Source organism: Pseudoalteromonas sp. HL-AS1 (assembly GCF_031198785.1).
Taxonomy (GTDB): domain Bacteria; phylum Pseudomonadota; class Gammaproteobacteria; order Enterobacterales; family Alteromonadaceae; genus Pseudoalteromonas; species Pseudoalteromonas distincta.
Genome location: NZ_CP133569.1, coordinates 553,671 through 579,078 on the forward strand (window position 1 = coordinate 553,671; position 25,408 = coordinate 579,078).

Here is a 25,408-nt window from a genome sequence, read left to right on the forward strand (position 1 = left end):
ACTTTGATACCTGAATAATTTAAAGATTAACCGCTTAGTTAAGCAAAGTACTTTGTTTTCTGACTTTGAGACTATTATGAAATACGATGTTTTTAATGGTGATGCTGATGGTATTATCGCATTACTTCAGTTACAACTCGCTAATCCGACAGACACAGTTAAAGTAACTGGGGTTAAGCGTGATATTCAGTTACTAAAAAAAGTAACACCACAATCAGGCGACTGTATTCGTGTGCTTGATATTTCAATGGAAAAAAATATGCCAGCTCTTCATGATGCTTTAACGGCTGGCGCTAAAGTTATGTATGTTGACCATCACAAAGCAGGTGACATTCCTAATCACGCAAATTTATTTCCTCATATAGATCTGGATGCAAATATGTGCACCAGTTTAATTGTGAGTGATTTACTTAATAATCAATTCCACCTGTGGGCAATTACTGCTGCGTATGGTGATAATTTATTTGCAAAGGCTGATGCTGAGGCTGATAAGTTAAAACTGACTGAATTACAAAAATCGCAGCTAAAAGCATTTGGTACGTATATTAATTATAATGGTTATGGGAGTGAAGTTGCTGATTTACATTTTTCTCCAGAAGATCTTTACGAGCAACTTTTGCAATATAAATCGCCGCTTGATGCCATTAACGATGAAAACTCTGCTTACTATACTTTAGAGCGTGCTTATAAAGCTGATATGAAAAAAGCTGCAGGGGCCAAAGTTCTGCATGATTGTGATACTGCCAAAGTTATTTTATTAGATGATGAGCCTTGGGCGCGTCGTGTTAGTGGTGTATTAGGTAATGATTTAGCTAACCAAGCTCCGACTAAAGCGCATGGTGTTGTTACAAGCAATAATAAGGGAAGTTACACTGTTAGCGTACGCGCTCCGCTTAGTAATAAGCAGGGAGCTGTTGATATATGTAGTAAGTTTGCAACCGGTGGTGGACGAGCCGCTGCTGCTGGAATTAATGAGCTGCCTGAGACGCAACTTTCAAATTTTATAACTGAACTAGTAGGTTACTATAAGTAATGTATTTAGATGAGTTCTAAATCTTATTTATTAAGTGAATTCACAAAGTGAATAAGTAATAGTTATCAACACAGAGGGTACAGAGAAGTGAAAGAGAAGATCTAATAACTTCTCCGTGCAGCGCGAAGCGCCTCTGTGTTCTCGGTGGTAAAAATGTTTTGTAGGTGAGGTTTTATAGCTTGTTTATAGAGTAAGTGATTAAGACATTATTATCACCACCGAGAAGACAAGGAGAAGTGAAGGAGAAGATCAAATAACTTCTCTGTGTAGCGCGAAGCGCCTCTGTGTTCTCGGTGGTAAAATTGTTTTGGGCTAAATGCTCATAAAGTAATTAAGACATTATTATCACCAACGAGAAGACAAGGAGAAGTGAAGGAGAGGATCTAATAACTTCTCCGTGCAGCGCGAAGCGCCTCTGTGTTCTCGGTGGTAAAAATGTTTTGTAGGTGAGGTTTTATAGCTTGTTTATAGAGTAAGTGATTAAGACATTATTATCACCACCGAGAAGACAAGGAGAAGTGAAGGAGAAGATCAAATAACTTCTCTGTGTAGCGCGAAGCGCCTCTGTGTTCTCGGTGGTAAAATTGTTTTGGGCTAAATGCTCATAAAGTGATTAAGACACTATTATCACCACCGAGAAGACAAGGAGAAGATCAAATAACTTCTCTGTGTAGCGCGAAGCGCCTCTGTGTTCGCGGTGGTAAAAATGTTTTGTAGGTGAGGTTTTATACCTCGCTTTTGGTAAAGTTAAATTAGATGAGCGCGAAGTAAATTTGCACCTATGGGGTGGGTTTTTATTGTGCTAATAACTTCTCGATGTAGTACCTATGTGTTGTGGGTGATAAAATTGTTTTTAAGTGAACGCTCATAAAGTAAAATTAGAATGATTAACACTATAAATATTAAGGGAATAAAATGAAAATTGCCGTTGTAGGTACAGGCTATGTAGGCCTTTCTAATGCTATGTTGTTAGCACAACACAATGAAGTGGTTGCATTAGATATAGACGAACACAAAATTGCGCTTTTAAACAATAAGCAATCGCCTATTGTTGATACTGAAATTAGTGATTTTTTAACACGCAGTGATTTAAATTTTACAGCCACGACTGATAAAGTAGCAGCGTACAAAAACGCTGATTTTGTAATTATTGCGACTCCAACCGATTACGATGTTGAAAATAACTACTTTAATACAAGCTCTGTAGAGGCTGTAATTAAAGATGCGATAGCGCATAACCCAAATGCAGTTATGGTGATTAAGTCGACTATACCGGTTGGTTTTACGCAAAATATTAAAGAGACGTTGGGTATTAGTAATTTAATATTTTCACCGGAGTTTTTACGTGAAGGTAAAGCGCTACACGATAACCTATACCCATCGCGTATTGTTGTTGGTGAGCAAAGTGAGCGTGCAAGTGTATTTGCTAACTTACTTAAGCAAGGCGCTATCAAAGAAGATATTGAAGTACTTTTTACTGACTCAACAGAAGCCGAAGCTATTAAGTTATTCTCAAATACTTACTTAGCAATGCGCGTCGCTTATTTTAATGAGCTTGATAGCTACGCTGAAGCACATGGCTTGAACTCTAAACAGATTATACAGGGCGTTAGTTTAGACCCGCGTATTGGTGGTCATTACAATAACCCATCATTTGGTTATGGTGGCTACTGCTTGCCAAAAGATACAAAGCAATTGCGAGCAAACTATGCAAATGTACCAAACAACATTATTGGTGCAATTGTTGATGCCAATACCACACGTAAAGACTTTATTGCAGACTCAATAATTAAGCGCAGCCCTAAAGTGGTTGGTGTTTATCGCTTAGTAATGAAAACAGGATCTGATAACTTTAGGGCTTCTGCTATTCAAGGCATTATGAAGCGTATTAAAGCGAAAGGTATTGAGGTTGTAGTTTACGAACCTGTACTTAAAGAAAATGAGTTTTATCACTCTCGTGTAATTAAAGATTTAAACGAGTTCAAGCAAATATCTGACGTTGTTGTATCTAACCGTATGGTTGAAGAGCTCAGTGATATTGCTGACAAAGTTTATACTCGCGATTTGTTTGGTAGCGATTAATAAACAAAGTTCAAAGGTTAAAGGCTTATAGTTGAAATTAGTGTTTTTTGTGCGTGAGCAAGCTTCACGCCTACGACTCAGCCGTATAATTGCGATGTTATTGTTGTAGGCGCCTTGCTTGCTGGCGCGTTAGAAAATAAGTATAGCTTTAAAAGTTAAAGGCATTGAGGTAAAAGTACGGACTTGGATAGAAGAGTCTAGGCAGTTATCAAAAATAATATCTGCCTTAATGAAAACTATTGAAACTTGGGGTTAGGCTTTTAGTCTTCAACTTTCAACTTTATCTACTTAAAGCATAGGAAATTATGAAATATTTAGTAACGGGTGCTGCTGGTTTTATTGGTGCGGCAACATGCCAAAAATTGTTAGCGGCCGGCCATGTAGTCGTTGGTATTGATAACCTTAATGACTATTACGATGTAAATTTAAAACTAGCTCGTTTAGCGCAGTTTGAAAGCCATGAAGCGTTTACATTTATTAAGCTTGATATAAGTGAACGCTCAGCAATGAGCGAGTTATTTAAAGCACAGCAGTTTGATAAAGTAATCCATTTAGCGGCGCAGGCCGGTGTTAGGTATTCAATAGAAAACCCAGATGCTTATGCAGACTCTAACTTAGTAGGGCACTTAAATGTGCTTGAAGGGTGTCGTAATAATAAAGTTAAACACTTGGTTTATGCTTCATCGAGCTCTGTATATGGCTTAAACGAAAAAACACCGTTTGAAACAACTGACAGTGTTGATCACCCGGTATCGTTTTATGCCGCAACTAAAAAAGCGAATGAGCTAATGGCGCATAGCTATTCTCACTTGTATAGCCTACCTACAACAGGGCTGCGCTTTTTTACCGTTTATGGCCCATGGGGTCGCCCTGATATGGCGCCGTATATTTTTACTAAAAAAATACTTGCCGGCGACACGATTGATATAAACAACAACGGCGATATGTGGCGTGATTTTACTTACATAGACGACATAGTAGAAGGGGTTGTACGTGCAGCCAATGTTATACCTGTTGCGAATCCGGATTGGAGAGTAGAAACTGGCTCGCCAGCATCTAGCTCTGCTCCTTATTCAGTTTATAACATTGGTCACGGGAGCCCAATAAATTTAATGAAGTTTATTGAAGCTATTGAGGCTGAGTTAGGTACTGAAGCTAAAAAGAACTTCCGTGAAATGCAAGCAGGTGATGTTTATAAAACCTTTGCCGACACTACAGATTTATTTAATGTAACAGGTTATAAAACGCAGGTTGACGTTAAGCAAGGTGTTAACGAATTAGTTAAGTGGTATAAAGATTTTTATAAATAAAAGCAGTATTTTCAGTTGCATAAGCGTGAAGTAAATTCGCACCTACAGAAGTATATTGTAGGTGAGGTTTTATACCTCGCTTTTGGTAAGGCTAAGTCGCATAAGCGCGAAGTAAATTCGCACCTACAGGGTGTGCATATATTGTAGGTGAGGTTTTATACCTCGCTTCTAAAGTACAGATAAACAAAAACCCCGATGATAAACTGTATAATCGGGGTTTTTTAATTATTTTAATAAACCTAAACTTTAAATTCGTCTACCGACAAGCGAAGCTCTTCAGCAAGTTTTGCTACTTCTGAACTTGAAATATTAGTTTGGTTTGCGCCTTCGGCTGTTTGCTCTGCGATGGCTACAATCGACTCAAGGCGTTCGCTAATTTCTTGTGCTACTTGTTGTTGCTCAAGTGCGGCAGTCGAAATTTCTTCGCTTACGTCGTGTGCTTGCGAAACTGCAAATGTAATCGAATCAAGTGCGCTACTTGCTAGGTCGGTTTGTTCAACACACGATACAGCACGTTGCTTACCTTTGCTCATTGCCGTTACTGCAGCTTCAGCGCCTGTTTGTAGCGACTCAATCATTGATTGTATCTCTTGGGTGGACTCTTGAGTTTTACTCGCTAGAGAGCGCACTTCGTCAGCTACAACAGCAAAGCCTCGGCCGTATTCACCAGCTCGCGCAGCTTCAATTGCGGCATTTAGTGCAAGTAGGTTAGTTTGATCCGCTATTCCGCGTATTACATCTAATATGCTGCCAATTGATGCGCTATCTTGATGCAGTTTATTAATAACTTGTGAGGCGTCGTCTACTTCACGCGCTAGTTGTTCAATCGTTGCTTTATTGTTATTCGAAATACCTTTAACGCGTTCAGCTTCTTTATCAGCATTTTTAATTTCGCTAAGTGCCTGTTGAGCGCTGTTACTAACTGTTTGCGATGTACTGCTCATTTCGGTTGTTGCGGTTGCGGCTTGTTCAACTTGTGCTTGCTGGTTACGAATTGCTTGGCTTGATTCTGAGGTAATGGCTGATGTTTGCTCTGATGCTGCTGCAAGCTGAGTAGAGCGCGAAATAATACCTTTAATTAGGCTGCGTAGGCTGTCAATTAGTGTATTACAACTTTTAGATAGTTCGCCAAACTCGTCTTGAGCGCTGTCATCTAAACGTTGTGTCATGTCGCCACTGGCAACAATATCTAAAATGCGATTAACTTCGGCAAGTGGTTTAGTAATGCGGCTAACAGTAATAATGGCAATCACAATTGCTAAAATGGTGGCTATAACCATACCAACCCAGGTCCATAAATTAGCTGAGTCTACATCGCTGCGCACACCTTGTTGTAATTTAAACGCAACGTCACTCGCTTGATTAACTAGCTCGTCAATTTGGTTAAGTGCCATTTTGGTGGCTTGCTCTGACTGTGCAAGCTCTGATTGCGTAAGCGTAATCGAATCAATTAAACGTTTTTTGTTTGCCGCTAAGCTGTTACTGCCCTTTATGTTATTTTCTAAAATATCAACATATTCTTTTAGGCTTGAATATAAGTCGCTATGCGTTTGCTCTATTGCTGGCTTAATTAAATCAACGGTGCGTACTACTTCTTCAAGGTAATACGTTTGCTCGTTCTTAACAATATCGAGAGTGTTAAGCGTTTTAACAGTTAGCATGTCGGTGCTGTTACTAACTACCGACATAAAGTTGTTTTCTAAATTATTTGCAGCTTGATAAGCGCGAGGGTGGTTTTGTTCAAATCCGTCAATGTCGATAATGTCGAGTACAACAGAGTTAGCATCTTCTGCACTTAGTTCTATGTTTTCTAATTGTGCTTTTAATGTTTTATTTAATGCTAGTTGCTTGCCTTTGTCTTCTAATAAATTTTCAACGGTGCTTAAAAAGCTTAAATAAGTTTTTTCTACATTTTGGCTGCTTTGATTAAGTGCAGTATCGTTTTTTACTACGTCTTGAAGTTCACGGTGCAGCGTGTTGAATTGCTGTTTTTGCTCAAGGACTTGTGCTTTTATTGGTGCAAGCTCATTGGCTGATGTCGTATAAAAGCTCGCTTGAGCGGCTTTACTCATTAAAATAAATTCGGCTTGTAGCTCAGAGCTTTTATTTAATGCTGGGAGTGATAGTTGGTTCACTTTTTGAGTGGAACGGTCAATATTTGCAATTTTTATTAAGGAATTACCACCAATTATTAATAATAATAGTGTGATAAATATAAAACCACCCCAAATACGCTGGCTTACTGTCAGGTTCATAAGATTTCCACTCAAAAAGTACTTCAATTAAGACTTATCGGCGTTTGTACCAATAAGTTAAGTAATTAAAATCAATTACTTTAATTAATTTTAACTATTAATTGATAAATCTAACAGATGTATTGTTTTTTTTCAGTTTATTTAGACGAAAGGTGGGATTTTTCTACAATTACTTTTTTAGTACTCAGCTCCATTAGGGTCATGGTGTTACCCCATACGCAGCCTGTATCTAGGGCGTGAACCCGTGAATTACCTGTTCTACCTTCAAGTGCGGCCCAGTGACCAAAAATAATATCGTGTTTAGATTTAGCTATATTGGGGTGGTTAAACCAAGGAGTGAGAGTTTCGCTGTCGGTTATTCCACCCTTTGCATTAAGCTCGAGTGTGTTATCACTTGTTAAAAAACGCATGCGGGTAAAGTAATTAACTATGTATCTAAACTTTGCAAAGTCATCAAGGGTGTTAGACCACTTTGCGGGGTGAGGCTGATACATGTGTTCAAAAAACGCTTTTGCGTTACTTGATTGATAACAGCTTTGTGCAAATTGAGCTTGTTTTAGCGCATCTTCAACAGACCAATCGGGATTTAACCCCGCATGAGATATAAAGCAGTTATGTTTTATAAGCTCTAAAGCCAATGGCTGGGTTTGTAAAAAAGCGATGTAGTTAGCCAATTTAGGGCTTTCAAATATTGAGTTTAATTTATCTTTTGGATTAGTGGGTTTGTTAAGAAAGTAGCAGGCAACCATGTGAAGGTCGTGATTGCCTAAAGTGATGGTCATGCTATTTTGATGTTGGTAAATATAGTCTAAGCAGGCTAGGGAGTCAGGCCCGCGAGCAACTATGTCGCCAACTAAATATAGGTGATCTTTACTTGGCTTAAAATCAACCCGTTGTAAAAGGGTGTTAAATTCACTAAAACACCCTTGTAAATCACCTATCGCATAATCTGCCATCTAAGTGCTTAATGCAAAATGTTAGGGCAAGCCAAACGAAACACATTAATAGGCGCCTGAAACTCAGAGCCAAACTCGTTGCGTAACGTGTAATGGCCTTGCATAGTGCCTACAGGTGTATCTAAAATTGCACCGCTGGTGTATTTATAGCTTTCGCCTGGGCCAATATCTGGCATTTCGCCAACAACGCCTTCGCCTTCAACTTCTACTTGTTTGCCATTTGCATCGGTAATTAACCAATAGCGGCTCAGTAATTTTGCACTGCATAAACTATGGTTTTTAATTGTTACCGAGTAAGCAAATACGTATTTTTCAAGCTCAGGTTGAGATTGGCCTTCTACGTAAAATGTTTCTACAGATACCTTTACAGGCGATCCAATGTTACTGCTTGTTGTCATAAATCCAGTTAGCTATATCAATAAATTGTTGTAAAGATAAGCGCTCAGCACGCAGCGTTATATCAATGCCAATGCTAGTTAGTTCTTCTGCGGTAAGTAAGTTACCTAAACTATTACGTAGCGTTTTACGGCGCTGGTTAAATGCTTCTAAACACACGGTGTTTAAAATTTTAACGCTTTTTGCTGTACGTTGCTCTGGCTTTTTAGGTATTAAACGAATAACAGCAGAGTCAACTTTTGGCGCTGGTTTAAAGCACTCAGGTGGTACTTCAACAACCGGCATTGCATTACAGTAATATTGAGTCATTACGCTTAAGCGACCAAATGTTTTACTACCTGGGCCTGCTACCATGCGTTTTACTACTTCTTTTTGAAGCATAAAGTGCATGTGCTCAATATGATCTGAAAATTCAAAAAGGTGAAACAATAACGGTGTCGAAATATTGTAAGGTAAGTTACCAAACACTTTTAATTTTTTGTCATCGCGAACCAAGCTTGCAAAGTCAAACGTCATTGCATCGCCTTGGTTAACGGTTAATTTAGGACCCAAAAATGGATGTTCAATTAATCGTTGTGCTAAATCTTTATCTAATTCAACAACCGTTAAATGGCCGCTTAAGTCGGCTACTGGCTCAGTAATTGCGCCAAGGCCGGGGCCAATTTCTACTAAGTTGTCTTCTGGTTTAGGATCAATCGCAGAGACTATTTTATCGATGATAGATTCATCAAATAAAAAGTTTTGCCCAAAACGCTTACGAGCGCGGTGTCCTAAATGTACTTTATCGGTCATTGATTTTGTGCTTTTTCTTGGGCGAGCTTAATTGCTTCGCGGATCGCTAATTCAAAACTGCCAACGTCAGCTGTACCAGTACCTGCTAAATCGAGTGCAGTACCGTGGTCAACTGAGGTGCGGATAAATGGTAAGCCAAGGGTAATATTTACCGATTTACCAAATCCTTTGTATTTTAGCACAGGTAATCCCTGATCGTGATACATAGCAAGTACTGCATCTGCTTCAGATAGGTATTTATGTTGAAATAAGGTATCGGCCGGTAGTGGGCCAATTAAATTCATCCCTTCGCTTCTAAGTATTTCAAGCGTTGGGGTGATTGTTTCTATTTCTTCACGACCTAAATGGCCATCTTCACCTGCATGTGGGTTTAAGCCACACACTAAAATACGTGGTTTTTCTATCCCAAACTTAGTTTGTAGGTCGTGATTTAAAATACCCGCTACTTTAGTTAAGCGCTCAGGAGTAATGGCACGCGATACATACGCAAGTGGAATATGCGTGGTTACAAGTGCAACACGTAAACCTTCAGTTGCAAGCATCATAACCACATCTGCAGTATTTGATTGCTGCGCAAAGTACTCAGTGTGTCCGCTAAATGAAATGCCCGCTTTGTTAATAATGCCTTTGTGAACAGGGCCCGTAACAACCGCATCGAACGTGCCATCCATGTTTTTTTCACTTGCTATACGCAAGGTATCTAACACGTATTGGCCGTTACCGTCATTTAGTACGCCAAGCTCTACATCCGCACCTAAATCAACCTGATGAATATACAAACTGCCCGCAGGTGCTGCTATGGCGGGGGCATTATCATCAAATTCAATTAAGTTTATTGTTAAGCCTAAATGCTTTGCACGCTCTTTTAATAGTTTGCCATCAGCAATCGCTATAAGTTGAGCGTCCCACGCTTGCTGAGCAAGCGTGAGTAGCAAATCTGGGCCAATACCGGCTGGTTCTCCCGGTGTAATAGCAATTCTTAGAGTCATATTTATTGGTCTATAGGGAAAATTTCAACGTGAGCTTGCTCGCGCATTTCTTGCTGCCAGTTAAAACTTTCTTCCTTAAATTTACGGTTAAACAACATACCGTGAGCACGGTTACGTTTAGCTAGTTCAGTTTTATCAGCTACACGTTTGCCAAGTAACTGCACAATATGCCAACCAAACTGTGTTCTAAACGGTTCGCTTATTTCATTTTCTTTAAGAGAAAGTAATGTATCTTTAAACGCAGGTACGTAGGTAGTTGGATCTGTCCAATCGTACTCGCCACCTTTAAGTGCAGAGCCAGGATCTTCTGAGTACTCTTTAGCAAGTTCACCAAAGTCGGCTGTTCCTGCACGTAAGTCTTTTGCAAAGCCTGCAAGCATTGAGCGTGCTTTTTCTTCACTTAAAATAATTGAAGGTTTAATAAGTATATGGCGTGAACGTACTTCAGTTGTTTCTACAACTTGTAGACCACGAACGTCTTGTACTTTAATGATATGAAAACCAGCACCAGAGCGAAGTGGGCCAACAATAGCGCCTTTCTTTTGCCCTTTTACTGCTTCAGCAAAAAGCGATGGCATTTCGTTAATGCCCATGTAACCAAGTTGTCCACCTTCAAGTGCTTTAGAGCCGCTTGATGATGAAATAGCAATACGCTTAAACTCTTGGCCATCGTTTAATAGCTCAATAACCTTATCTGCACGTGTTTTTGCATCAGCAATTTCGTCAGCTGTCGCATCGTTAGGGATATCTATTAAAATATGACCAATGTCGTACTCTTCAGCACTTTGACCTTGGGTTTCCATAATTTTTAAGAGGTTATCAACTTCTTGTTCGCTAATATAAATACGACGATCAACGCTTGCACGTGTTACTTGCTGCGTTGTGATTTCTTTACGAATTTCTTCACGGTAAGCTTGAAAGCTTTCGCCCGAACCTTCAATAGTGCGGCGTAAGTCGGCGATTGTTCCGCCTTGCTCTTTTGCCATGTTAGCGAGAGTTTGATCGAGTTGGCTGTCTGAGATTTGTAACCCCATACGCTCAGCCATTTGCATCATAAGCGCTTGATTAACTAAACGCTCTACAGCTTGTACACGAAGTGTTTCATCTTTTGGTAATTGCTGGCCTTGTTCTTGTGCTTGCTTTTTAACACGATCAATTATGGTGTCTACTTCGCTTTTTAAAATTACGCCTTGGTTTACAACGCCAATAACTTTATCTATTTCTACTGGTGCAGTCATTACACTTTGACAAAGGCTGGCACTTAAAACTGCTGATGTTAATAATTTTTTTAAATTCATATTCTTTTTACTACTCTTGCTGATAGTACTCTAGTTACTAAGAAAATACGGTCTACGATAGCCAAAAATACCTTGTTGTAATAATTTTTGTGCATCATAACGGCTTTTACTGCCAAGTCCTTTTAATACAAAATTCAAACTAATACCTGAATCAAAAGTTGCTTGTTCTTGTCCGATTGACTGATTTAAATCAGTTTCAATTTGGCGATGGCCAGTAATTTGGATAGCCCAACAGCATGATTCATACTGTAATCCGCTCAATACTTCGATACTTCTGTTGTTTTCAAGATCTCGATGATAGCTCGCAATAAATTGCCATTCGTCGCTAATAGGAATACTTGTAAATACACCTGCTTGCTCGATTGTATTTCCTGAGACATCATTTGCATAGCGATGGTTCAATTGTACTAGCTGATTATTATCACCTTTATAATCAAGCGTTACATTTGACTGTACCATTTGCTTGCCATCTGTATCATATTGAATACCTCCAGCGAGGTACCAACGGCGGTGCCAATGTAACATGGTTTGAGCTGCAAATAGTGCATTATAATTAGTGTCTGAGTTTAAGCCTTGCTCTGTTGGCTTGGCATCGTCACTTAAATAAAATATTTGGCCCGCACTAAAGTTAAACACTTCTTCTTGTTTTTTATCAAATAAGCGCGTTGTAGCACCTAAAGTAAACTGATTAGCAGCTGCTATACGGTCAACACCCGAAAAGCGCACGTCTCTAAATAAACCATAATAATCATCTTGCAGTTTGGTTGTATCAAACAAGCCAATGTCTGACTGATCTTTATTAGGTGTATATAAATACTGAATTTGCGGCTCTAGTGTTTGTATACCATCTTCGAAAAAGTAAGATGCTTCACGCTCAAAGTTAAGTTGAGAGTACAAACGTACTTTTGGGATAGTACGCGATACGGTATCGCTGTATTGCGTGCCGGTTAAGTTTCCGCTTTGCTTATAATTTGTTTGTAATAAGCTCACTTCAGATAAAAATGACCACGCATGCGTAGCGTAGTTGTAGCGTGCTTTTGGCTCTACGTGTACACGAGTTGCGCTGTCTATGGCCACTTCTGATGAATCATTAGTAAAATGGCTAATCTCGCCCGACACACTAAAGTCAAAATTATCAAAACGCCAAGGCGCTGTTTGCGTAAAATTAACTTGTGGTATTGCAGTGTATGACTCTAAGTGATCGCCGAGTACTTCAAAGTTTTGCACTTTTATATCGGTGCGCCATGTATCACCTAAATGGGTAAGTGAGCCAGTACGATACAATTGAGTATCGGTTTTACTTGCGTAGTTTGAAGTTAAGTCGGTGATGTAGTTATCATCACTCACATTGGTTATATCAACGTTTGCGCGCCAGTTTTCACCTAGGTAGCTTTGCTGTTGCCAATGAAACATGTAGCGTTCATTTAAATCAGGCTCAGAATCATCACTATCTAAGTATTCAATCCCTACTAAGCCTTCGTGTTGCTCTGTTAGGTATCTAAATTCTGTTTGTAATTGCAGCCCTTTGTTAGACATATAACGAGGGGTAATAGTGGCATCAAAATTAGGTGCAATATTTAAATAATACGGCGTAATTGTTTCAAGGCCGTATTTGTCAGAGCTTGAAATGGTCGGGGTAAGTAAGCCCGATTTACGACGCTCATCCAGCGGGAATGTAAAATAAGGTAAATATAAAACCGGTGTATCTAAAATACGCAATACGGCGTTATATGTTTCGCCCCAGCCTTCTTCGCGTGAAAGGTTTATTTCGTCAGCTTCAATTTCCCATGCTGGTGTGTCACTTGGGCAAGTAGTAAAGCTTGCATTCATGAGTAATAAGCCAGACTGATTAACAGTGAGCTTTTCAGCGCCGCCTTTACCTTGTTGTTCGGTTAAGCTGTAGTCGGCGCCTAACAAACTGACTTCTGAATTATTTAAATCGGCATTTAATCCGGTGCTGTTTACTTTACTTACGTAGTCTTGATAAGTAATTGGCCCCGTTGCATTTAATAAACCACGCTGTTTGTCTATCAACGCAGTTTGTGCGGACAAACTCATCTTAAGGGTGTTAATATCAACATTGCCGGTAAATTCAGCGCTTTGAGTGCCAAGCAGCTCAACATCATCAGCTTGGATATCAACTTCACCAAGGTTAAGGCCTTCAAGTGGTTGCCAAGCTCTGGTTTGCATTGAAATGCCACAAAGGTTGTGTGCCAGTTCAGTTTCGGCAAGCGATGGTGCGCTAACTACGCTTAGCATCAATATGCCCCAGGTTTTGCTCATTTATCGACCTTAATACTTTGTGTTTAATATAATATACACATAATAAAGGAAAATAATGGCAATTACAGTAATTGACCTATAAAAATAGATATCTAATAAAATGACACGCTTTGAGAATTTACAACAATTTATAAACACACACCTTAATGCCAAGTCGCATACTTTAAACGCGATCACGGGGGATGCTAGCTTTCGCCGTTATTATCGTTTAAATCACGATAATAAGCATTTAATAGTGATGGACTCAGATCCAAAAAAAGTGAATAACGAGCCTTATATTTCGCTAAACCAGGTGTTTGTTGAGCAAGGTTTTTTACTTCCCACTATTATTGCAAGTGATGAGAAACAGGGCTTTTTTATCCTCAGTGATTTAGGCAGTACGCACCTAGCTGACATGCTTGATGATGCAAATCGCACCGAGCATTACCAAGCATTAATTAGTTTAAGTGCTCAGTGGGCAAAAACGCCCACAGTTTCTGCTATGCAAGCGTATAACGAAGATTTTATAAAGCTAGAGCTTGATATATTTAGCCAGTGGTTAGTAAGCGACTTTATTAATGAGCCACTCAGTGCAGAACAAAAAATAATATGGCAAACAAGTTCAGAGCTATTAATAAAGGCCATGCTTGAGCAACCAACGGTTACCGTTCATCGTGATTACCATAGCCGTAATATTATGAACAGTAACGGCCAGTGGGCCATTATAGATTATCAAGATGCTGTACGCGGGCCGCTTTGCTACGACTTAGTATCGCTACTGCGCGATTGCTACTTTAAATTGCCAGAGCAAGAATTAACAGGTTTGCTTGATTTTGCTTATCAAGAATTTACAGCTCAAAATTTACTGGCTAACACTTCATTCGATGAGTTTAAATATTGGTTTGATTTAACTGGATTACAGCGCCACTTAAAGGCTGCGGGTATATTTTGTCGATTGTATTTACGCGATGGTAAAACAGGTTATTTAGATAATATTTTACCGACGCTTGATTACATTATTGAAGTAGCAGCAATTTACCCAGAGCTTAAAGCATTGAGTGAGTGGACAAAAAATATCATAGTGCCAAAAGTGACTGAAAAGTTGGCAAAGGAGCGCTCATGAAAGCGATGATTTTAGCTGCAGGGCGCGGGCAAAGAATGATGCCGCTAACGCAAAATATGCCAAAGCCAATGTTAAAAGTGGCTGAAAAACCACTTATTGAGCACCATATAAATAACCTTAAAGCAGCCGGCATTACCGATATTGTAATAAACCTTGCGTGGCAGGGTGATAAAATAAAAGACTACTTTAAAGATGGCAGTCAATTTGGCGTAAATATACTTTATAGCCAAGAAGTTGAAGGTGGCCTTGAAACGGCCGGCGGTATTATTGAAGCGTTACCGCTGTTGGGCGACTCGTTCATTGTAATAAATGGCGATGTATACACCGACTATGATGTAAGTGCGCTAATGCAACTCCATTTACAACCCGGTGAGGCGCACATAGTGCTTATAGAAAACCCGCCACACAACCCAGATGGCGACTTTGCATTGAGCCATTTGTCGGCCGAGAGTCAAAAATATACCTTTTCGGGGATTGGCCGGTATCAGGCTGATTTTTTTAAAGGATTAACGCAAGGTATTCGCCCTTTAGGGCCTATTTTACGTGAAAAGCTAAATGAACATTTAGTCTCTACTGAGCTCTATATAGGGCAGTGGGATGACATTGGTACACCAGAGCGTTTAAACCAATTAAACACGCGCCTTGAGGCGTAACAACTCAATTTTTAAGAAGGCAGTATTATAGATGTGGGGAAAAATTCTCGGTTTTTGTTTTGGCTTTATGTTTGGCAAAATATTTGGTGCTATTTTAGGTTTATACCTAGGTCATTTATTTGATAAAAGCTTAAAAAATAACTTTGATAAAGCAGGCGGTTTTTCTAGCTTATTTAGTGGTGACGATGTTCACGAGCGCCAAGCTTTATTCTTTTCAAGCTGCTTTGCTGTTATGGGGCACATTGCAAAATCGAATGGCCGAGTGAGCGAAATACATATAAAAGCGGCTAACTTGTTCATGGATGAAATGGGCTTAAAGGGGGAAGAGCGCCGCGAAGCACAACATGCATTTCAGTCAGGTAAAGAGAGCGACTTTTCACTTAAAGAAACAGTACATGATTTTAAAGAACGCTTTGCTAAACGAAACGATCTAATACAGTTGTTTTTAGAAATACAAATTCAAATGGCGTTTTCTGACGGGGTATTAGCCGAACAAGAAAAGCAATTATTAGCAGAAGTAAGTAAACAGCTAGGCATTTCTAAAACACACTTTGCATTTGTATTAAAACGTTATCAAGCTGAGTTTAACTTTAGAAAGCAACAGCAGCAATTTAATCAGCAGCAACAAAACCAAGGTCAAAGTAGTAGTTACCGTGAAGGTTCTGGGCACCATGTACCGCCAAATAATAACATGAACCGTGCGCAAGCATTGGCGTTATTAGGTTTAAATAGCGATGCAACGCAGCGTGATATAAAAGTAGCGTATCGTAAACTTATGTCGCAACACCACCCTGATAAGTTAGTGTCGCAAGGCCTACCAAAACACATGATGGAACTGGCTGTTAAAAAGAGCCAAGATATTCAAGCTGCTTATGAGTATTTAAAAAAGTCGGCGTAAAAAACCGTCTATTTCTTTTGTTAGGCGTGCGTGTTGATCGGGTTGATCGCGCAGGCCAAACAACTGGCGTTGGCGGTAATCAAATTTTGCATTTCGGTTAACCCATCGCTGACGATTTTTAAGGCTCATTAAAATGTCTGTGCTGTCATTTGCGTAGTAAATATCAAGCAAGGCGGGTGCAACAAGTGATGCTGTTTGGCTCAAGCTTTCGTTACGCTTGGTATTAGGTAGATAACTGCTTAAACTTATAAACGCATCCAGTCTCTCATCTGGAAAATCTGCATAGTACTCCAACAACACACCCGCACTCGTGCCTTGTGCTATAACCACTATATTACTCGAATCTTCCATAGCGGTTTGATACAGCGCATTAAAACGAGAGATGAGATTTATTTTATAGTTATCAAGTATGTCGTCAGTTACTTTTTCAATTGCATTAACGTAATGAGGTTCTTCTTTTACTTTTGCAGGCTGCGATTGGGCGTTTGCTGTTGTGTCGGATGAGGCAGGTTCCTCGGCTTTACTAGGCGCAGCTTCGGTTTCGCTGGGCGTTGTTTTTGCCATTTTACTAGTTTGCCAATCAATGTCGGGCACTGTCATTGCGTAGGTGCTGTAACCTAAATTATTAAGCTCTTTACGCAAGTAACTCATGCCTGAGTTATTGGTAGGTGAAGAGTGCCAATCGGGTATAAGTAATACTACTCCTCTAAAATCAGCGCTCATATATTCGCTGTAAAGGCTTAAAAATTCTGTTTCACCCGCTAATATTGGTTTTATTTCATCGCTTGGAAGAAGTCGCTCAACGTCGCTCTTTTCAATACTTGATTGGCTAGGTGGGGCAATATGTTCCGCCGCGCTGATAGGGTTAGCTAAAAGTAGCGCACAGCTGAGCTGTATATAAAAAGCGCCTTTTAAAAACCGTGGAAATAGCATAACGCACCTAACTAATGACAATTAGTTAGGTATCGGCAAAGTTATCTAAAAGTTTAATAATTTACGAAGTATTTGAGCCAGTTAAAATTCAGGTTCGGCTTCAAAAGTAAGTACTTGCTCAGTGGTTGGGTGCTTCAACTGCAGCATTTGTGCATGTAATTGTAAGCGAGGAGCGGCAGCAAGTGCCTCTTTATGGGCGTAAAGCCTGTCACCTAAAATAGGATGACCCAGGCTTAACATATGCACACGTAGTTGATGCGAGCGACCAGTGATAGGGGTTAGTTCTACACGGGTTGCATTTTCTTCACGCTCTAGTATTTTAAAATGCGTAAGCGAAGGTTTACCTCTGTCGTGATCAACCATTTGCTTAGGGCGATTAGGCCAATCACAAATAAGGGGTAAATCTACTGATCCTGTTTCAGATTCAAGGTGTCCGTATACACGTGCTATATAACGTTTGGCTGTTTCGCGCTCTTGAAACTGCATACTTAAATGTCTGTGCGCTGCTTTATTCATGGCAAGGCACAGTATGCCAGAAGTCGCCATATCTAAGCGGTGTACTATTCGTGCTGTTGGAAAAACACGATTAACGCGATTAATTAAGCTGTCGGCATGTTTAGGATCTTTACCTGGAACAGTTAATAACTCACTTGGCTTATTAACTATAAGTAAGTCGTCATCCTGAAAAAGTATTGTTAAATACGGACTCATAGGGGGATTGTAGTTAACTAACACGGCCGACCTTAGTGATTTTGAAGGGCGCTATTTTAGTAGAGCAAGCCAACAGGCTCAAGTAAAAGTTTGGCTATATTGTTTTAGTTAGGGCGTGTTGAACGTTGGTGGTTGAATTTGCAGTAGTATGTTTGGTTTTTAGGCAAGGCAGAGCCTATGTAGTGTGGTTATTCCCCATAATTAGGCGATAACGCAGCATAAATGCCAAACATGCTCTGCCTTTTGGGTTCTTTCTAGGGGCGATTAACTCTTTGTTGCTCGATTTTTACTTAGCCCACTAGGTTACAAACCTCGCGCCGCGATTAAATCGCCCCTAGATTGAACAAATTTCAATCCACAAAGTTCAACACGCCCTAGTATATCCAAACTTAGGCTCCTTTAAAGCGCTTTTATAACTTAATTTCTTCGGGTGTTAATAATCGATATTCACCACTGGCCAAGTTTTCATCTAGGGTAATCCCCGCAATCTGCTCGCGATGTAACTCAACCACTTTGTTATCTACCGCGTAAAGCATACGCTTAACTTGATGATATTTACCTTCACTTATTGATAAACGCAGGCCGTAATTAGCAAGTCTCTCTGCTATAGCTGGGCGAGTTAAATCTTTTTCGTTATGCAGCATGACACCTGTTCGTAATTGCTCAAGTGCTTCATCGGTAATAGGCTCTTGAGTTTCGACTAGGTAGGTTTTAAATTTATTGCTTTTAGGCGACGTAATTTTATGTGACCAATCGCCATCATTAGTAATAATAACTAACCCGGTGGTATCTATATCAAGGCGACCTGCTACGTGAAAGTCGCTCATATTTGGCTCATCAAGTAAGTCAAAAACGGTTTTATGTAGCTCATCGCTGTTAGCGCATACATAGCCAACAGGTTTATTTAGCATGTAATAGCGCTTACCTAAAAATACCAAAGGCGTACCTTGGTGCAGTACTTCATCTTGTTGGGCTAGCTGAAAATTATGTGATGTGATTATTTCGCCATTCACGCTTACTTCTTTTCGCTTAATACTAGCACGAGCTTGGGTGCGCGGTATTTCAGCTAAGTGGCTAATAAATTTATCTAAGCGGCAAGGGAATTTCATTTTGGTTCACATTTTTAGTCGGCTACAATGGGCGCGATTATAGCCGATAGTGAAATACCATGACAGTGCACAGCACACAAATTTTAAGCCTTTACCAAGCAAAAATAGACACAGGTGAACTGTGTTTTGATGCCGCGCAGCAAAATGCGGTGGAAGCTTTAAATACGCTAAGCGAGCAACTTCAAGCTCACACATCATGGTGGCAAAAAGCACCCTTAATAAAAGGCATTTATTTATATGGACCCGTAGGGCGTGGTAAATCCATGTTAATGGATTTATTTTATAAAAACCTATCTATTGAGCAAAAGCAGCGACTGCATTTTCATCATTTTATAGCACAAGTGCATGCCCAACTTTCGCAGCTACAAGGTCAAAAAAATCCACTCATTCTAATTGCAAAACAATGGGCTAAAAATATTCGAGTACTGTGTTTTGACGAGTTTTTTGTGAGCGACATTGGCGATGCCATGATTATGGCCAGATTGTTCAATGCGTTGTTTGAACAAGGTGTTGTGCTGGTGGCCACATCGAATGCAAAGCCAGAGCAGCTTTATTACAACGGCCTGCAACGGGCGCGATTTTTACCTACTATCGATTTAATTAATAACTATTGCCATATAATTAACGTAGCAGGGGTGGACGATCACCGCTTTAGATATGGTAAAAACAGCCGTCACTATTTTATTAATTTACCTAAACGCGATTTTCAAAATGAGTTTTTAGCTTCGTATCCGGCTGTAACATGCAGCAATACAATTACTGTGCATGGGCGCGATTTACATTATTTATTAAGAGCCGATAATGCCTTGATGATTGATTTTATGGCGCTATGCTCCGGCCCGCGTAGTGCTAACGATTATATGTTTTTAGCAACGCAATTTGATGTGTTATACGTATCGAACGTGCCGCAAATGGGTGTTAAAGCAACGGGTAAAGTTATTGTTCACGGTATAGAAGATAGCTACCAACGCGAAAAACAAACGCTTGATGAGCACACATTTGACGACGAAGCACGGCGCTTCATTGCCTTAGTCGATGAATTTTACGATTGCCATAAATTGCTGGTAATAAATGCGCAAACCGACATTGAACATTTGTACAAAGGTAAAAAGTTGAGCTTTGAATATGCACGCACGCAATCACGCATAGTCGAAATGCAAAATTGGTAATGCTTTAATATATATTGTAAACGAGCTTGCTCACGCGAAAAGCGTAGCTTTTAATATTTATAGCTGATTACTTTGCTACTAATTGGTTTCTCTAAAGCGAAGCGCCCTCTAAACCTCTTTGTGAATAAATCACTTAAGATCTTATTGCACAAAGAGGGGTAAATGAGAAAACATCAAAGCATAGAAATTACGAGCTTTGCTCGTCACAGCCAGCAAGCTGTGCTTATACAAGTAAATTTAACCACGGCGTTAAACTTACCCTTCTTGGCGCACTATATTCTCAAGGGCGCGAATATTAGTAATTAAGTCCTGGCGTTGTGGGTTGGCTTGTAATGCTTTTCTAAGATGCTTTAGCGCGCTCGGGTAGTCTTTAGAATCGATCGCTATTTGCGATAATCCAAGCCACGCCGATAGTTGGTAATCAGGCAGAGCTTGTGCACGAACATACATAAGTTTAGCTTGGGTGAGTTGGCCTTTACTACGATATATACTTGCTAAACTAAGTAGGGCATCACCTAAATTCGGGTTTATTTTAAGTGCATTATTTAAGCTTTTAAGAGCACGTTTAGTATTACCCTGTTGCATAGCAATTTGTGCGCTGTATACAGAAAACTGCGCTTGTTCATCACGGGGTAGCTGCTTAGTTAATCTTTTTGCGCTGCCTATTAGCTCTTTAGCTAAACCCCATTTTTGTTGAGATACAAGCCAGCCTAAAGTTTGCATCGTGGTATTAATAACCTCAACTTGCTGCTGTTTAGTGGCGTGTTTTAAACCTTGCTTTAATAAACTCACTGCGCGTTCAGTGCTGCCTTCAGTTAAATGCAGCTGGGCTGCTAAAAGCTGGTTACTGGCATCTTTAGTGTTGAGTTTTAGGGCTACTTCAATAGCAGCAAGCGCCTGCTTTTTTTGATCAAGCTGTAATGCTATTTGTGCACGTTGCAGCCAAAGTTCAGCTTTATCAGGGCTTTTATTAAGTAATTCTTTTAGTAATGCACTTGCCTGACTTAAATCACCCGATTCAATTAACGCAAACAATAGCCCTTGTTGATATTGGCTTGTTTCTGGCGCTAGCATAAGCGCCTGGCGGTACGCCGCTACTGCGCTCCAAGGTTGGCTATGCTGCACGTGTATATAAGCAAGTTGCGCATAACTTTGTGCATCAGCTTGGCCAAGTTCAATACTGTGAACTAGGTGTGTTTGTGCTTTGTCATACTTTGCTTGTTGCATGTATAAAAGGCTTAAACCTTGGTGTGCTTTTACTAAATCAGGTGAGGCTTTTAAACACGCTAAGTAAGCTAGTTCAGCGTTATTAAAGTCTTTTGTTGAAAGCAGTACTTGTGCACGTAATAAGTTTAAAGCAGTGCTATCTTCGCTTATATCACGGCCTTTAAATAGCGCCGCAACTTCACTGTAATTACCTGCTTGTAAAAGTGGTTGCACTTGGCGAGCAAAACCGCGCTCGGTCGGCTCAATAAGGACCTCTGTAGGGCCTAGTAATTTATTATTTATAGCCAACTGCCATGTTGGATCGCTAGGCGATAACGTTACTTTTAGTGGCGCACTTTTTAATGGCGTACTAGCAGCGCTTGCATGCACGCTACTTACACCTAATAAAGGGAGTGAGCACATTAAAGTAGTGATAACTGCGCGAGTTAATGGTTTTAGCGTTTTAAATATATTCATATTTTTCATTTTAATAGGCTTAAGGTTTAAATTCGATTGGCCAAATAAAGCGAGCGCGTACGGTTTCACCTTCTTTTTTAGGTGCACTAAAGCGGCTTTGTTTAATAATTTTGTCGATAGCTGGTTTAAGTTCAGGGTATGGGTTTTGTACTACCTCAATTAAACTTAACTTGCCACTTTCATCAATAAATACATCGAGTTTTACAGTAAATACATCAACACCTCGGCGGGTTAAGCTTTTTGGTAAAACGGCCTTGACGGGAGTAAGTAAAGTGGGGAGACCATCGAGTTGATTTAAGCTAAATGCATCCCAATTTACACTCATTGATTGCCATTGTGGCGCGCTTACTTTTACGTTGGGTGTATCGGGTTTTACAATACTTAAATCACTCTTTATCTTAATTTTTACGGCTTGAATTGACGCGCCTGCACCTTCTACCGCTAAGCTTTGCATTGGCTCACTTGTTTGCTGTTGTGATATTGATGGAGGTGGCGGAGGTGGCAGTGCCACCATGGCAATCTCACGTACAACCACTTTGTCTTGTATATGATGTTCAGCAAGTTGCCCAAGCCATAAAAGCAGTAATGCAGCACTAAGCACAATGAGGCTAAGGCCAAATGCAAACAGCGGATGGCGATTGTTTTTTGTTTTTTGAAGCGGGTTAATCGTGTGCATATTATTGTTTCGTAGCCAAGTTAACTTGCGCTGCGCCTGCCAGCTTTGCTTCGTCAATTACTTGAACAAGTAATTCAGTAGGTACTGTTTTATCAGCTTGAATAACCACAGGGCGTTGTTGCTGTTTTAACATTTGCTCGACACTACTACGTACACCAGCAACACCAATTTGGCTGCCATCAAAAAATACTTGTTGGTTGTCGGTTATTGCTAAAAATATAACTTGCTGCTCAAGACGACTGGCCGATACGGCTTGTGGTTTATCAACTTCAACGCCGCTTTCGCGTACAAATACGGTTGTAACAATAAAAAATATTAGCAATATAAATACCACATCAAGTAGCGGCGACATATCAATATGTTGCCCCGCTTCTTGCTCTAGCTTGTGCTTTAATCGTGATTGCATAGTGTTACCCTAACTGTTTACTTAACGTATGTAATTTAGGATTACGCTGCGAATACGCTAAGTAAGCTTGCATTAACCACGCAGGAATAGCGCACACAAGGCCGAGTTGAGTTGTTAGTAATGCGTCACCAATGGCGTCACTCATTAACTCGTTATGGCCCAGCGCCATTACTTTAAATGTATCAAGCAAACCAACAATGGTGCCTAATAAACCAAGTAGCGGAAGCGCTGCAGTTAAAATAGAGCTAACTTCTTGCCAATAACCTTTGCGCTGCGCTTGGTATTGTTTAAGGTGCAGTAAGTCATGAAAAATCAGCTGGTATACAAATAAAGCGAGTAAAAGAATACACCAGCAAATAGGGTTACTAACGATTTTCTCAAACATTGGTTTCTCCTTTCTCTAGTTGACTTAGCTGTAATGCAAAGCCTTCTAGTTGGCTGTAGTACGCTTTTGCTTTACGCGATAACAGTGCATTTAATACCAATGCAGGGATGGCAACGACTAAACCCAATTCGGTTGTTATAAGTGCTTGTGCAATACCGCCCGATACAACTTCTGGGTCGCCTGAGCCAAACAAAGTCATCATTTTAAATGTTTCGATCATGCCGCTAACAGTGCCTAACAAGCCAAGTAGTGGGGCTACTGCAGCCGTAACGGCAATAGCGCCAATAAAGTTATCGAGTTTATGCTTATCATGAATTAACTGATTAAATAATTGATCGTCTCGTACTTGGCCTTTTTCGCTTTGCAGCGTTAAGTTAAATAGCTGCTGCTGCATGCCTGCAAATTCACTGCTATTTTCAGCTTTAAAAAATTGCTGTAATTGCATTTGAGAGTGCATTTTAATTTTACTTAAACGCAGTAGTTGTGCGGCTTTTAATAGCGCAATGGTTAGTGCAAAGCAGGCAAATAAAATAATAGGGATAGCCCATAAACCGCCTTTTTCTAGGTGTTCAAGCGGACTTTCTTGTTGGGCTTGGCTAGTTACTAAGTGCGTTAAACTAGGATCAAAAGTAAGTAATGTAGAGCCTACACCGTTTTGCTTTAAAGTATTATCGAGTGGGTTGTCGTCACTTGTTGATTGTACTAACGCTACTTTTAATGCATTAGATTCATCATCTAAATTTAATAAACCCATAAGTTTAGGTGTTTGCGTACTAAACCATGCAACAGGCCCGACTTGAAGGGTATTAGCTTGGCTTAATTCGCCATTACTTAGCACAACCGATTGTTTTTTTAACTGTGGATAAAGTGCTTGCTCTTGATTATTAATTAGCGATACAACACGGCTTAATAACTCGTTTTGGCTATTAGCCGACTCGTTACTGCTAGTACTATTGCTGGTGTTTTGGCGTACAAAACGGCTAAGTAAGTTTAATTGATATTGCTGCTGCTGTTGCCAAGTGTCTAATCGGGTTTGTAACTGATCAAGACTTAATGTGTTTTCGTCAGCTAGGCGGCGATTAACGGCTGCTTGTTCGCGTAATTTACTGAGCGATTGCTGCTTGGTAAAAATTTGCTTTGCAAGGGTCGCTTGCTCTTTTGAAATGCTATTTTGAGTTTTACTTAGAGTACGCTGCGCTGTTTTAATATCACTTAAAATACTTTGCTTAGCATCATCACTGCTAGCTGCAAAAGATATGTTTGCACTAAAAAGTAAAACTGTGGCGCTAAATACTTTAATTATGCTGTTAGTCGCCATTATTTAGCCCCTTGCTGGTTTTTATTTACATAACTTAATATTGGGAGTGTTACCCAATCAGCAGCGCGCTTTTTTTGCTGTACAGCAATACCCAGTGCAACTTGTTCTGCATTAATGCTTGAATCAAATTCCCACTGCCAACCTAAGTCACTTGGAAAACCAATACCTACATAACTTAAGTCTTCGCTTACAAACCATGCTTGAGCTGCACCTAAATAAAGCTGCTTAACCCATACTTCTTGCCCGTCAGGATGCTTAATAGCCATTTCGTGAATAGAAATACGTTGTTGAAAATCATTAAGTAGAGTCAGCATTTTTAGTGCTGTTTGTAATTTGTCAGTTGTACTGAGTTTTGAATCGCTTAAATCACCGGCGTTTTTCCAACTACTCAAAAGGGGCGGGGGGAGTTGCACTTGTAATGAAAGTAATTGCCCAGAAATATGTGCTAGTTGATCATTTAATTGCTGTTGATCATTTTCAAGTTCTGATTGCTGAGTTACAAGCTGTTCGCGTTTTTGGGCAAGCTCACTGGTGCTTTTTTTTCTACGCTGATTAAGCTCGCTAAGTTGCTGCTGCTCGGCATTAAGAAGCGTTAAGGTTTGCTCCATACTGCTTTTTTGTTCCAGCCAATGAGTATTTAATTCTGTGTTTTGATTTTCTATTTGTAGCCATTTATTAACGAGTTGTTCTAGCTCACTAACAGTGTCGGCTTTTACTGCCATAGTGCTACAAAGCGCGATAACTACGCTAATTGGTTTAATTAAGCTTCGCATTACTTAACAACAATCCTGAAAGTTACGACAAGCAATTACAAGGACGTAATTACTGTTAATTTTTGAGTGTGTATACAATATAGGAATTCACATAACAATGCAATTGATAACAATTATCGTTTACATTGCGTTGTTTGAGTGGTAGGATTTCGCCGAAATTAAATATGTACCTTAAATTAACAATAGTTAAGTGCTTAA

The 25,408-nt window shown here is 39.9% G+C and carries 23 protein-coding genes; 7 read left to right on the plus strand and 16 right to left on the minus strand.

All coding sequences use genetic code 11. The features are described from left to right. Window positions 1-76: 76 nt before the first annotated feature. From RB214_RS02490 to RB214_RS02500, 3 genes are all read left to right on the plus strand, one after another. On the plus strand, window positions 77-1,033 hold the full coding sequence (locus RB214_RS02490) for a DHH family phosphoesterase (RefSeq protein WP_309168278.1): 957 nt from the start codon (window positions 77-79) through the stop codon (window positions 1,031-1,033). A gap of 915 nt (window positions 1,034-1,948) precedes the next feature. Continuing rightward, window positions 1,949-3,115, plus strand: a complete 1,167-nt coding sequence (locus RB214_RS02495) for a nucleotide sugar dehydrogenase (protein WP_309168280.1) — start codon at window positions 1,949-1,951, stop codon at window positions 3,113-3,115. A 305-nt stretch (window positions 3,116-3,420) separates the two neighbouring features. Then, the gene (locus tag RB214_RS02500) at window positions 3,421-4,425 is read left to right on the plus strand and encodes an NAD-dependent epimerase (RefSeq protein WP_309168281.1); all 1,005 of its coding nucleotides are present in this window, start codon (window positions 3,421-3,423) and stop codon (window positions 4,423-4,425) included. 239 nt (window positions 4,426-4,664) lie between these two features. Here the strand turns inward: RB214_RS02500 and RB214_RS02505 are convergent, their stop codons facing one another. The 7 genes from RB214_RS02505 to lptD form a co-directional block, all read right to left on the minus strand. Further along, on the minus strand, window positions 4,665-6,680 hold the full coding sequence (locus RB214_RS02505; protein ID WP_309168282.1) for a methyl-accepting chemotaxis protein: 2,016 nt from the start codon (window positions 6,678-6,680) through the stop codon (window positions 4,665-4,667). A gap of 137 nt (window positions 6,681-6,817) precedes the next feature. After that, window positions 6,818-7,636 (minus strand): symmetrical bis(5'-nucleosyl)-tetraphosphatase, encoded by an 819-nt coding sequence (locus RB214_RS02510; protein WP_309168285.1) that lies wholly within the window; start codon window positions 7,634-7,636, stop codon window positions 6,818-6,820. An 8-nt stretch (window positions 7,637-7,644) separates the two neighbouring features. Then, window positions 7,645-8,034 (minus strand): Co2+/Mg2+ efflux protein ApaG, encoded by a 390-nt coding sequence (gene apaG / locus RB214_RS02515; RefSeq protein ID WP_002960839.1) that lies wholly within the window; start codon window positions 8,032-8,034, stop codon window positions 7,645-7,647. Then, entirely contained in the window at window positions 8,018-8,824 is an 807-nt protein-coding gene (gene rsmA / locus RB214_RS02520) for a 16S rRNA (adenine(1518)-N(6)/adenine(1519)-N(6))-dimethyltransferase RsmA (protein WP_002960838.1), read from the minus strand. Before rsmA ends, apaG begins: the two co-directional genes overlap by 17 nt. Beyond that, a complete protein-coding gene (gene pdxA, locus RB214_RS02525; protein WP_024589800.1) occupies window positions 8,821-9,813 on the minus strand; it encodes a 4-hydroxythreonine-4-phosphate dehydrogenase PdxA in 993 nt (330 codons plus the stop codon). The genes rsmA and pdxA overlap by 4 nt, the downstream gene beginning before the upstream one ends. Before the next feature lie 2 nt (window positions 9,814-9,815). Beyond that, window positions 9,816-11,111, minus strand: a complete 1,296-nt coding sequence (gene surA / locus RB214_RS02530; RefSeq protein WP_309168287.1) for a peptidylprolyl isomerase SurA — start codon at window positions 11,109-11,111, stop codon at window positions 9,816-9,818. A 30-nt stretch (window positions 11,112-11,141) separates the two neighbouring features. After that, complete coding sequence (lptD, locus tag RB214_RS02535; RefSeq protein ID WP_309168288.1) at window positions 11,142-13,394, minus strand: LPS assembly protein LptD; 2,253 nt, start codon at window positions 13,392-13,394, stop codon at window positions 11,142-11,144. 100 nt (window positions 13,395-13,494) lie between these two features. On the opposite strand from lptD, the gene RB214_RS02540 reads away from it, so the two are divergent. The 3 genes from RB214_RS02540 to djlA are packed head-to-tail and all read left to right on the plus strand — an operon-like array spanning window position 13,495 to window position 16,047. After that, window positions 13,495-14,496 carry a phosphotransferase gene (locus RB214_RS02540; protein WP_309168290.1) on the plus strand — a complete coding sequence of 334 codons (1,002 nt, stop codon included), beginning with the start codon at window positions 13,495-13,497 and terminating at the stop codon, window positions 14,494-14,496. Next, window positions 14,493-15,149 carry an N-acetylmuramate alpha-1-phosphate uridylyltransferase MurU gene (gene murU, locus RB214_RS02545; protein ID WP_039485522.1) on the plus strand — a complete coding sequence of 219 codons (657 nt, stop codon included), beginning with the start codon at window positions 14,493-14,495 and terminating at the stop codon, window positions 15,147-15,149. Before RB214_RS02540 ends, murU begins: the two co-directional genes overlap by 4 nt. Before the next feature lie 31 nt (window positions 15,150-15,180). Then, entirely contained in the window at window positions 15,181-16,047 is an 867-nt protein-coding gene (gene djlA / locus RB214_RS02550; RefSeq protein WP_309168291.1) for a co-chaperone DjlA, read from the plus strand. Here djlA and RB214_RS02555 read toward each other — a convergent pair. The 3 genes from RB214_RS02555 to rsuA all read right to left on the minus strand — a co-directional run bounded on the left by RB214_RS02555 (window position 16,030) and on the right by rsuA (window position 18,800). Beyond that, window positions 16,030-16,980: a DUF3530 family protein gene (locus tag RB214_RS02555; RefSeq protein ID WP_309168293.1), complete on the minus strand. Its 951-nt coding sequence runs from the start codon at window positions 16,978-16,980 to the stop codon at window positions 16,030-16,032. The genes djlA and RB214_RS02555 overlap by 18 nt on opposite strands. Before the next feature lie 81 nt (window positions 16,981-17,061). After that, a complete protein-coding gene (gene rluA / locus RB214_RS02560) occupies window positions 17,062-17,715 on the minus strand; it encodes a bifunctional tRNA pseudouridine(32) synthase/23S rRNA pseudouridine(746) synthase RluA (protein ID WP_309168295.1) in 654 nt (217 codons plus the stop codon). A 386-nt stretch (window positions 17,716-18,101) separates the two neighbouring features. Continuing rightward, a complete protein-coding gene (gene rsuA / locus RB214_RS02565; RefSeq protein WP_039485514.1) occupies window positions 18,102-18,800 on the minus strand; it encodes a 16S rRNA pseudouridine(516) synthase RsuA in 699 nt (232 codons plus the stop codon). Between the two features lie 59 nt (window positions 18,801-18,859). Here rsuA and zapE point away from each other — a divergent pair, with 59 nt between their 5' ends. Beyond that, a complete protein-coding gene (gene zapE, locus RB214_RS02570) occupies window positions 18,860-19,969 on the plus strand; it encodes a cell division protein ZapE (RefSeq protein WP_309168297.1) in 1,110 nt (369 codons plus the stop codon). A gap of 255 nt (window positions 19,970-20,224) precedes the next feature. On the opposite strand, the gene RB214_RS02575 is transcribed toward zapE, so the two are convergent. Genes RB214_RS02575 through RB214_RS02600 form a run of 6 tightly spaced genes read right to left on the minus strand, consistent with a single transcriptional unit; the run spans window position 20,225 to window position 25,210 of the window. Next, on the minus strand, window positions 20,225-21,652 hold the full coding sequence (locus tag RB214_RS02575) for a tetratricopeptide repeat protein (RefSeq protein WP_309168298.1): 1,428 nt from the start codon (window positions 21,650-21,652) through the stop codon (window positions 20,225-20,227). A gap of 19 nt (window positions 21,653-21,671) precedes the next feature. Then, entirely contained in the window at window positions 21,672-22,328 is a 657-nt protein-coding gene (locus tag RB214_RS02580; protein WP_138488520.1) for an energy transducer TonB, read from the minus strand. A gap of 1 nt (window position 22,329) precedes the next feature. Further along, complete coding sequence (locus tag RB214_RS02585) at window positions 22,330-22,734, minus strand: biopolymer transporter ExbD (RefSeq protein ID WP_036981164.1); 405 nt, start codon at window positions 22,732-22,734, stop codon at window positions 22,330-22,332. 4 nt (window positions 22,735-22,738) lie between these two features. Then, on the minus strand, window positions 22,739-23,119 hold the full coding sequence (locus tag RB214_RS02590) for a MotA/TolQ/ExbB proton channel family protein (protein WP_002960812.1): 381 nt from the start codon (window positions 23,117-23,119) through the stop codon (window positions 22,739-22,741). Beyond that, entirely contained in the window at window positions 23,112-24,437 is a 1,326-nt protein-coding gene (locus RB214_RS02595) for a MotA/TolQ/ExbB proton channel family protein (protein WP_309168302.1), read from the minus strand. The genes RB214_RS02590 and RB214_RS02595 overlap by 8 nt, the downstream gene beginning before the upstream one ends. After that, complete coding sequence (locus RB214_RS02600; protein WP_154904276.1) at window positions 24,437-25,210, minus strand: DUF3450 family protein; 774 nt, start codon at window positions 25,208-25,210, stop codon at window positions 24,437-24,439. The genes RB214_RS02595 and RB214_RS02600 overlap by 1 nt, the downstream gene beginning before the upstream one ends. Window positions 25,211-25,408: the final 198 nt, after the last annotated feature.

Excerpts from the sequence above, each read along its gene's own strand:
- RB214_RS02490 (WP_309168278.1), top strand. The coding sequence starts at position 77 with ATGAAATACGATGTTTTTAATGGTGATGCTGATGGTATTATCGCATTA.
- RB214_RS02495 (WP_309168280.1), top strand. The coding sequence starts at position 1,949 with ATGAAAATTGCCGTTGTAGGTACAGGCTATGTAGGCCTTTCTAATGCT.
- RB214_RS02500 (WP_309168281.1), top strand. The coding sequence starts at position 3,421 with ATGAAATATTTAGTAACGGGTGCTGCTGGTTTTATTGGTGCGGCAACA.
- RB214_RS02505 (WP_309168282.1), bottom strand. The coding sequence starts at position 6,680 with ATGAACCTGACAGTAAGCCAGCGTATTTGGGGTGGTTTTATATTTATC.
- RB214_RS02510 (WP_309168285.1), bottom strand. The coding sequence starts at position 7,636 with ATGGCAGATTATGCGATAGGTGATTTACAAGGGTGTTTTAGTGAATTT.
- apaG (WP_002960839.1), bottom strand. The coding sequence starts at position 8,034 with ATGACAACAAGCAGTAACATTGGATCGCCTGTAAAGGTATCTGTAGAA.
- rsmA (WP_002960838.1), bottom strand. The coding sequence starts at position 8,824 with ATGACCGATAAAGTACATTTAGGACACCGCGCTCGTAAGCGTTTTGGG.
- pdxA (WP_024589800.1), bottom strand. The coding sequence starts at position 9,813 with ATGACTCTAAGAATTGCTATTACACCGGGAGAACCAGCCGGTATTGGC.
- surA (WP_309168287.1), bottom strand. The coding sequence starts at position 11,111 with ATGAATTTAAAAAAATTATTAACATCAGCAGTTTTAAGTGCCAGCCTT.
- lptD (WP_309168288.1), bottom strand. The coding sequence starts at position 13,394 with ATGAGCAAAACCTGGGGCATATTGATGCTAAGCGTAGTTAGCGCACCA.
- RB214_RS02540 (WP_309168290.1), top strand. The coding sequence starts at position 13,495 with ATGACACGCTTTGAGAATTTACAACAATTTATAAACACACACCTTAAT.
- murU (WP_039485522.1), top strand. The coding sequence starts at position 14,493 with ATGAAAGCGATGATTTTAGCTGCAGGGCGCGGGCAAAGAATGATGCCG.
- djlA (WP_309168291.1), top strand. The coding sequence starts at position 15,181 with ATGTGGGGAAAAATTCTCGGTTTTTGTTTTGGCTTTATGTTTGGCAAA.
- RB214_RS02555 (WP_309168293.1), bottom strand. The coding sequence starts at position 16,980 with ATGCTATTTCCACGGTTTTTAAAAGGCGCTTTTTATATACAGCTCAGC.
- rsuA (WP_039485514.1), bottom strand. The coding sequence starts at position 18,800 with ATGAAATTCCCTTGCCGCTTAGATAAATTTATTAGCCACTTAGCTGAA.
- zapE (WP_309168297.1), top strand. The coding sequence starts at position 18,860 with ATGACAGTGCACAGCACACAAATTTTAAGCCTTTACCAAGCAAAAATA.
- RB214_RS02575 (WP_309168298.1), bottom strand. The coding sequence starts at position 21,652 with ATGAATATATTTAAAACGCTAAAACCATTAACTCGCGCAGTTATCACT.
- RB214_RS02580 (WP_138488520.1), bottom strand. The coding sequence starts at position 22,328 with ATGCACACGATTAACCCGCTTCAAAAAACAAAAAACAATCGCCATCCG.
- RB214_RS02585 (WP_036981164.1), bottom strand. The coding sequence starts at position 22,734 with ATGCAATCACGATTAAAGCACAAGCTAGAGCAAGAAGCGGGGCAACAT.
- RB214_RS02590 (WP_002960812.1), bottom strand. The coding sequence starts at position 23,119 with ATGTTTGAGAAAATCGTTAGTAACCCTATTTGCTGGTGTATTCTTTTA.
- RB214_RS02595 (WP_309168302.1), bottom strand. The coding sequence starts at position 24,437 with ATGGCGACTAACAGCATAATTAAAGTATTTAGCGCCACAGTTTTACTT.
- RB214_RS02600 (WP_154904276.1), bottom strand. The coding sequence starts at position 25,210 with ATGCGAAGCTTAATTAAACCAATTAGCGTAGTTATCGCGCTTTGTAGC.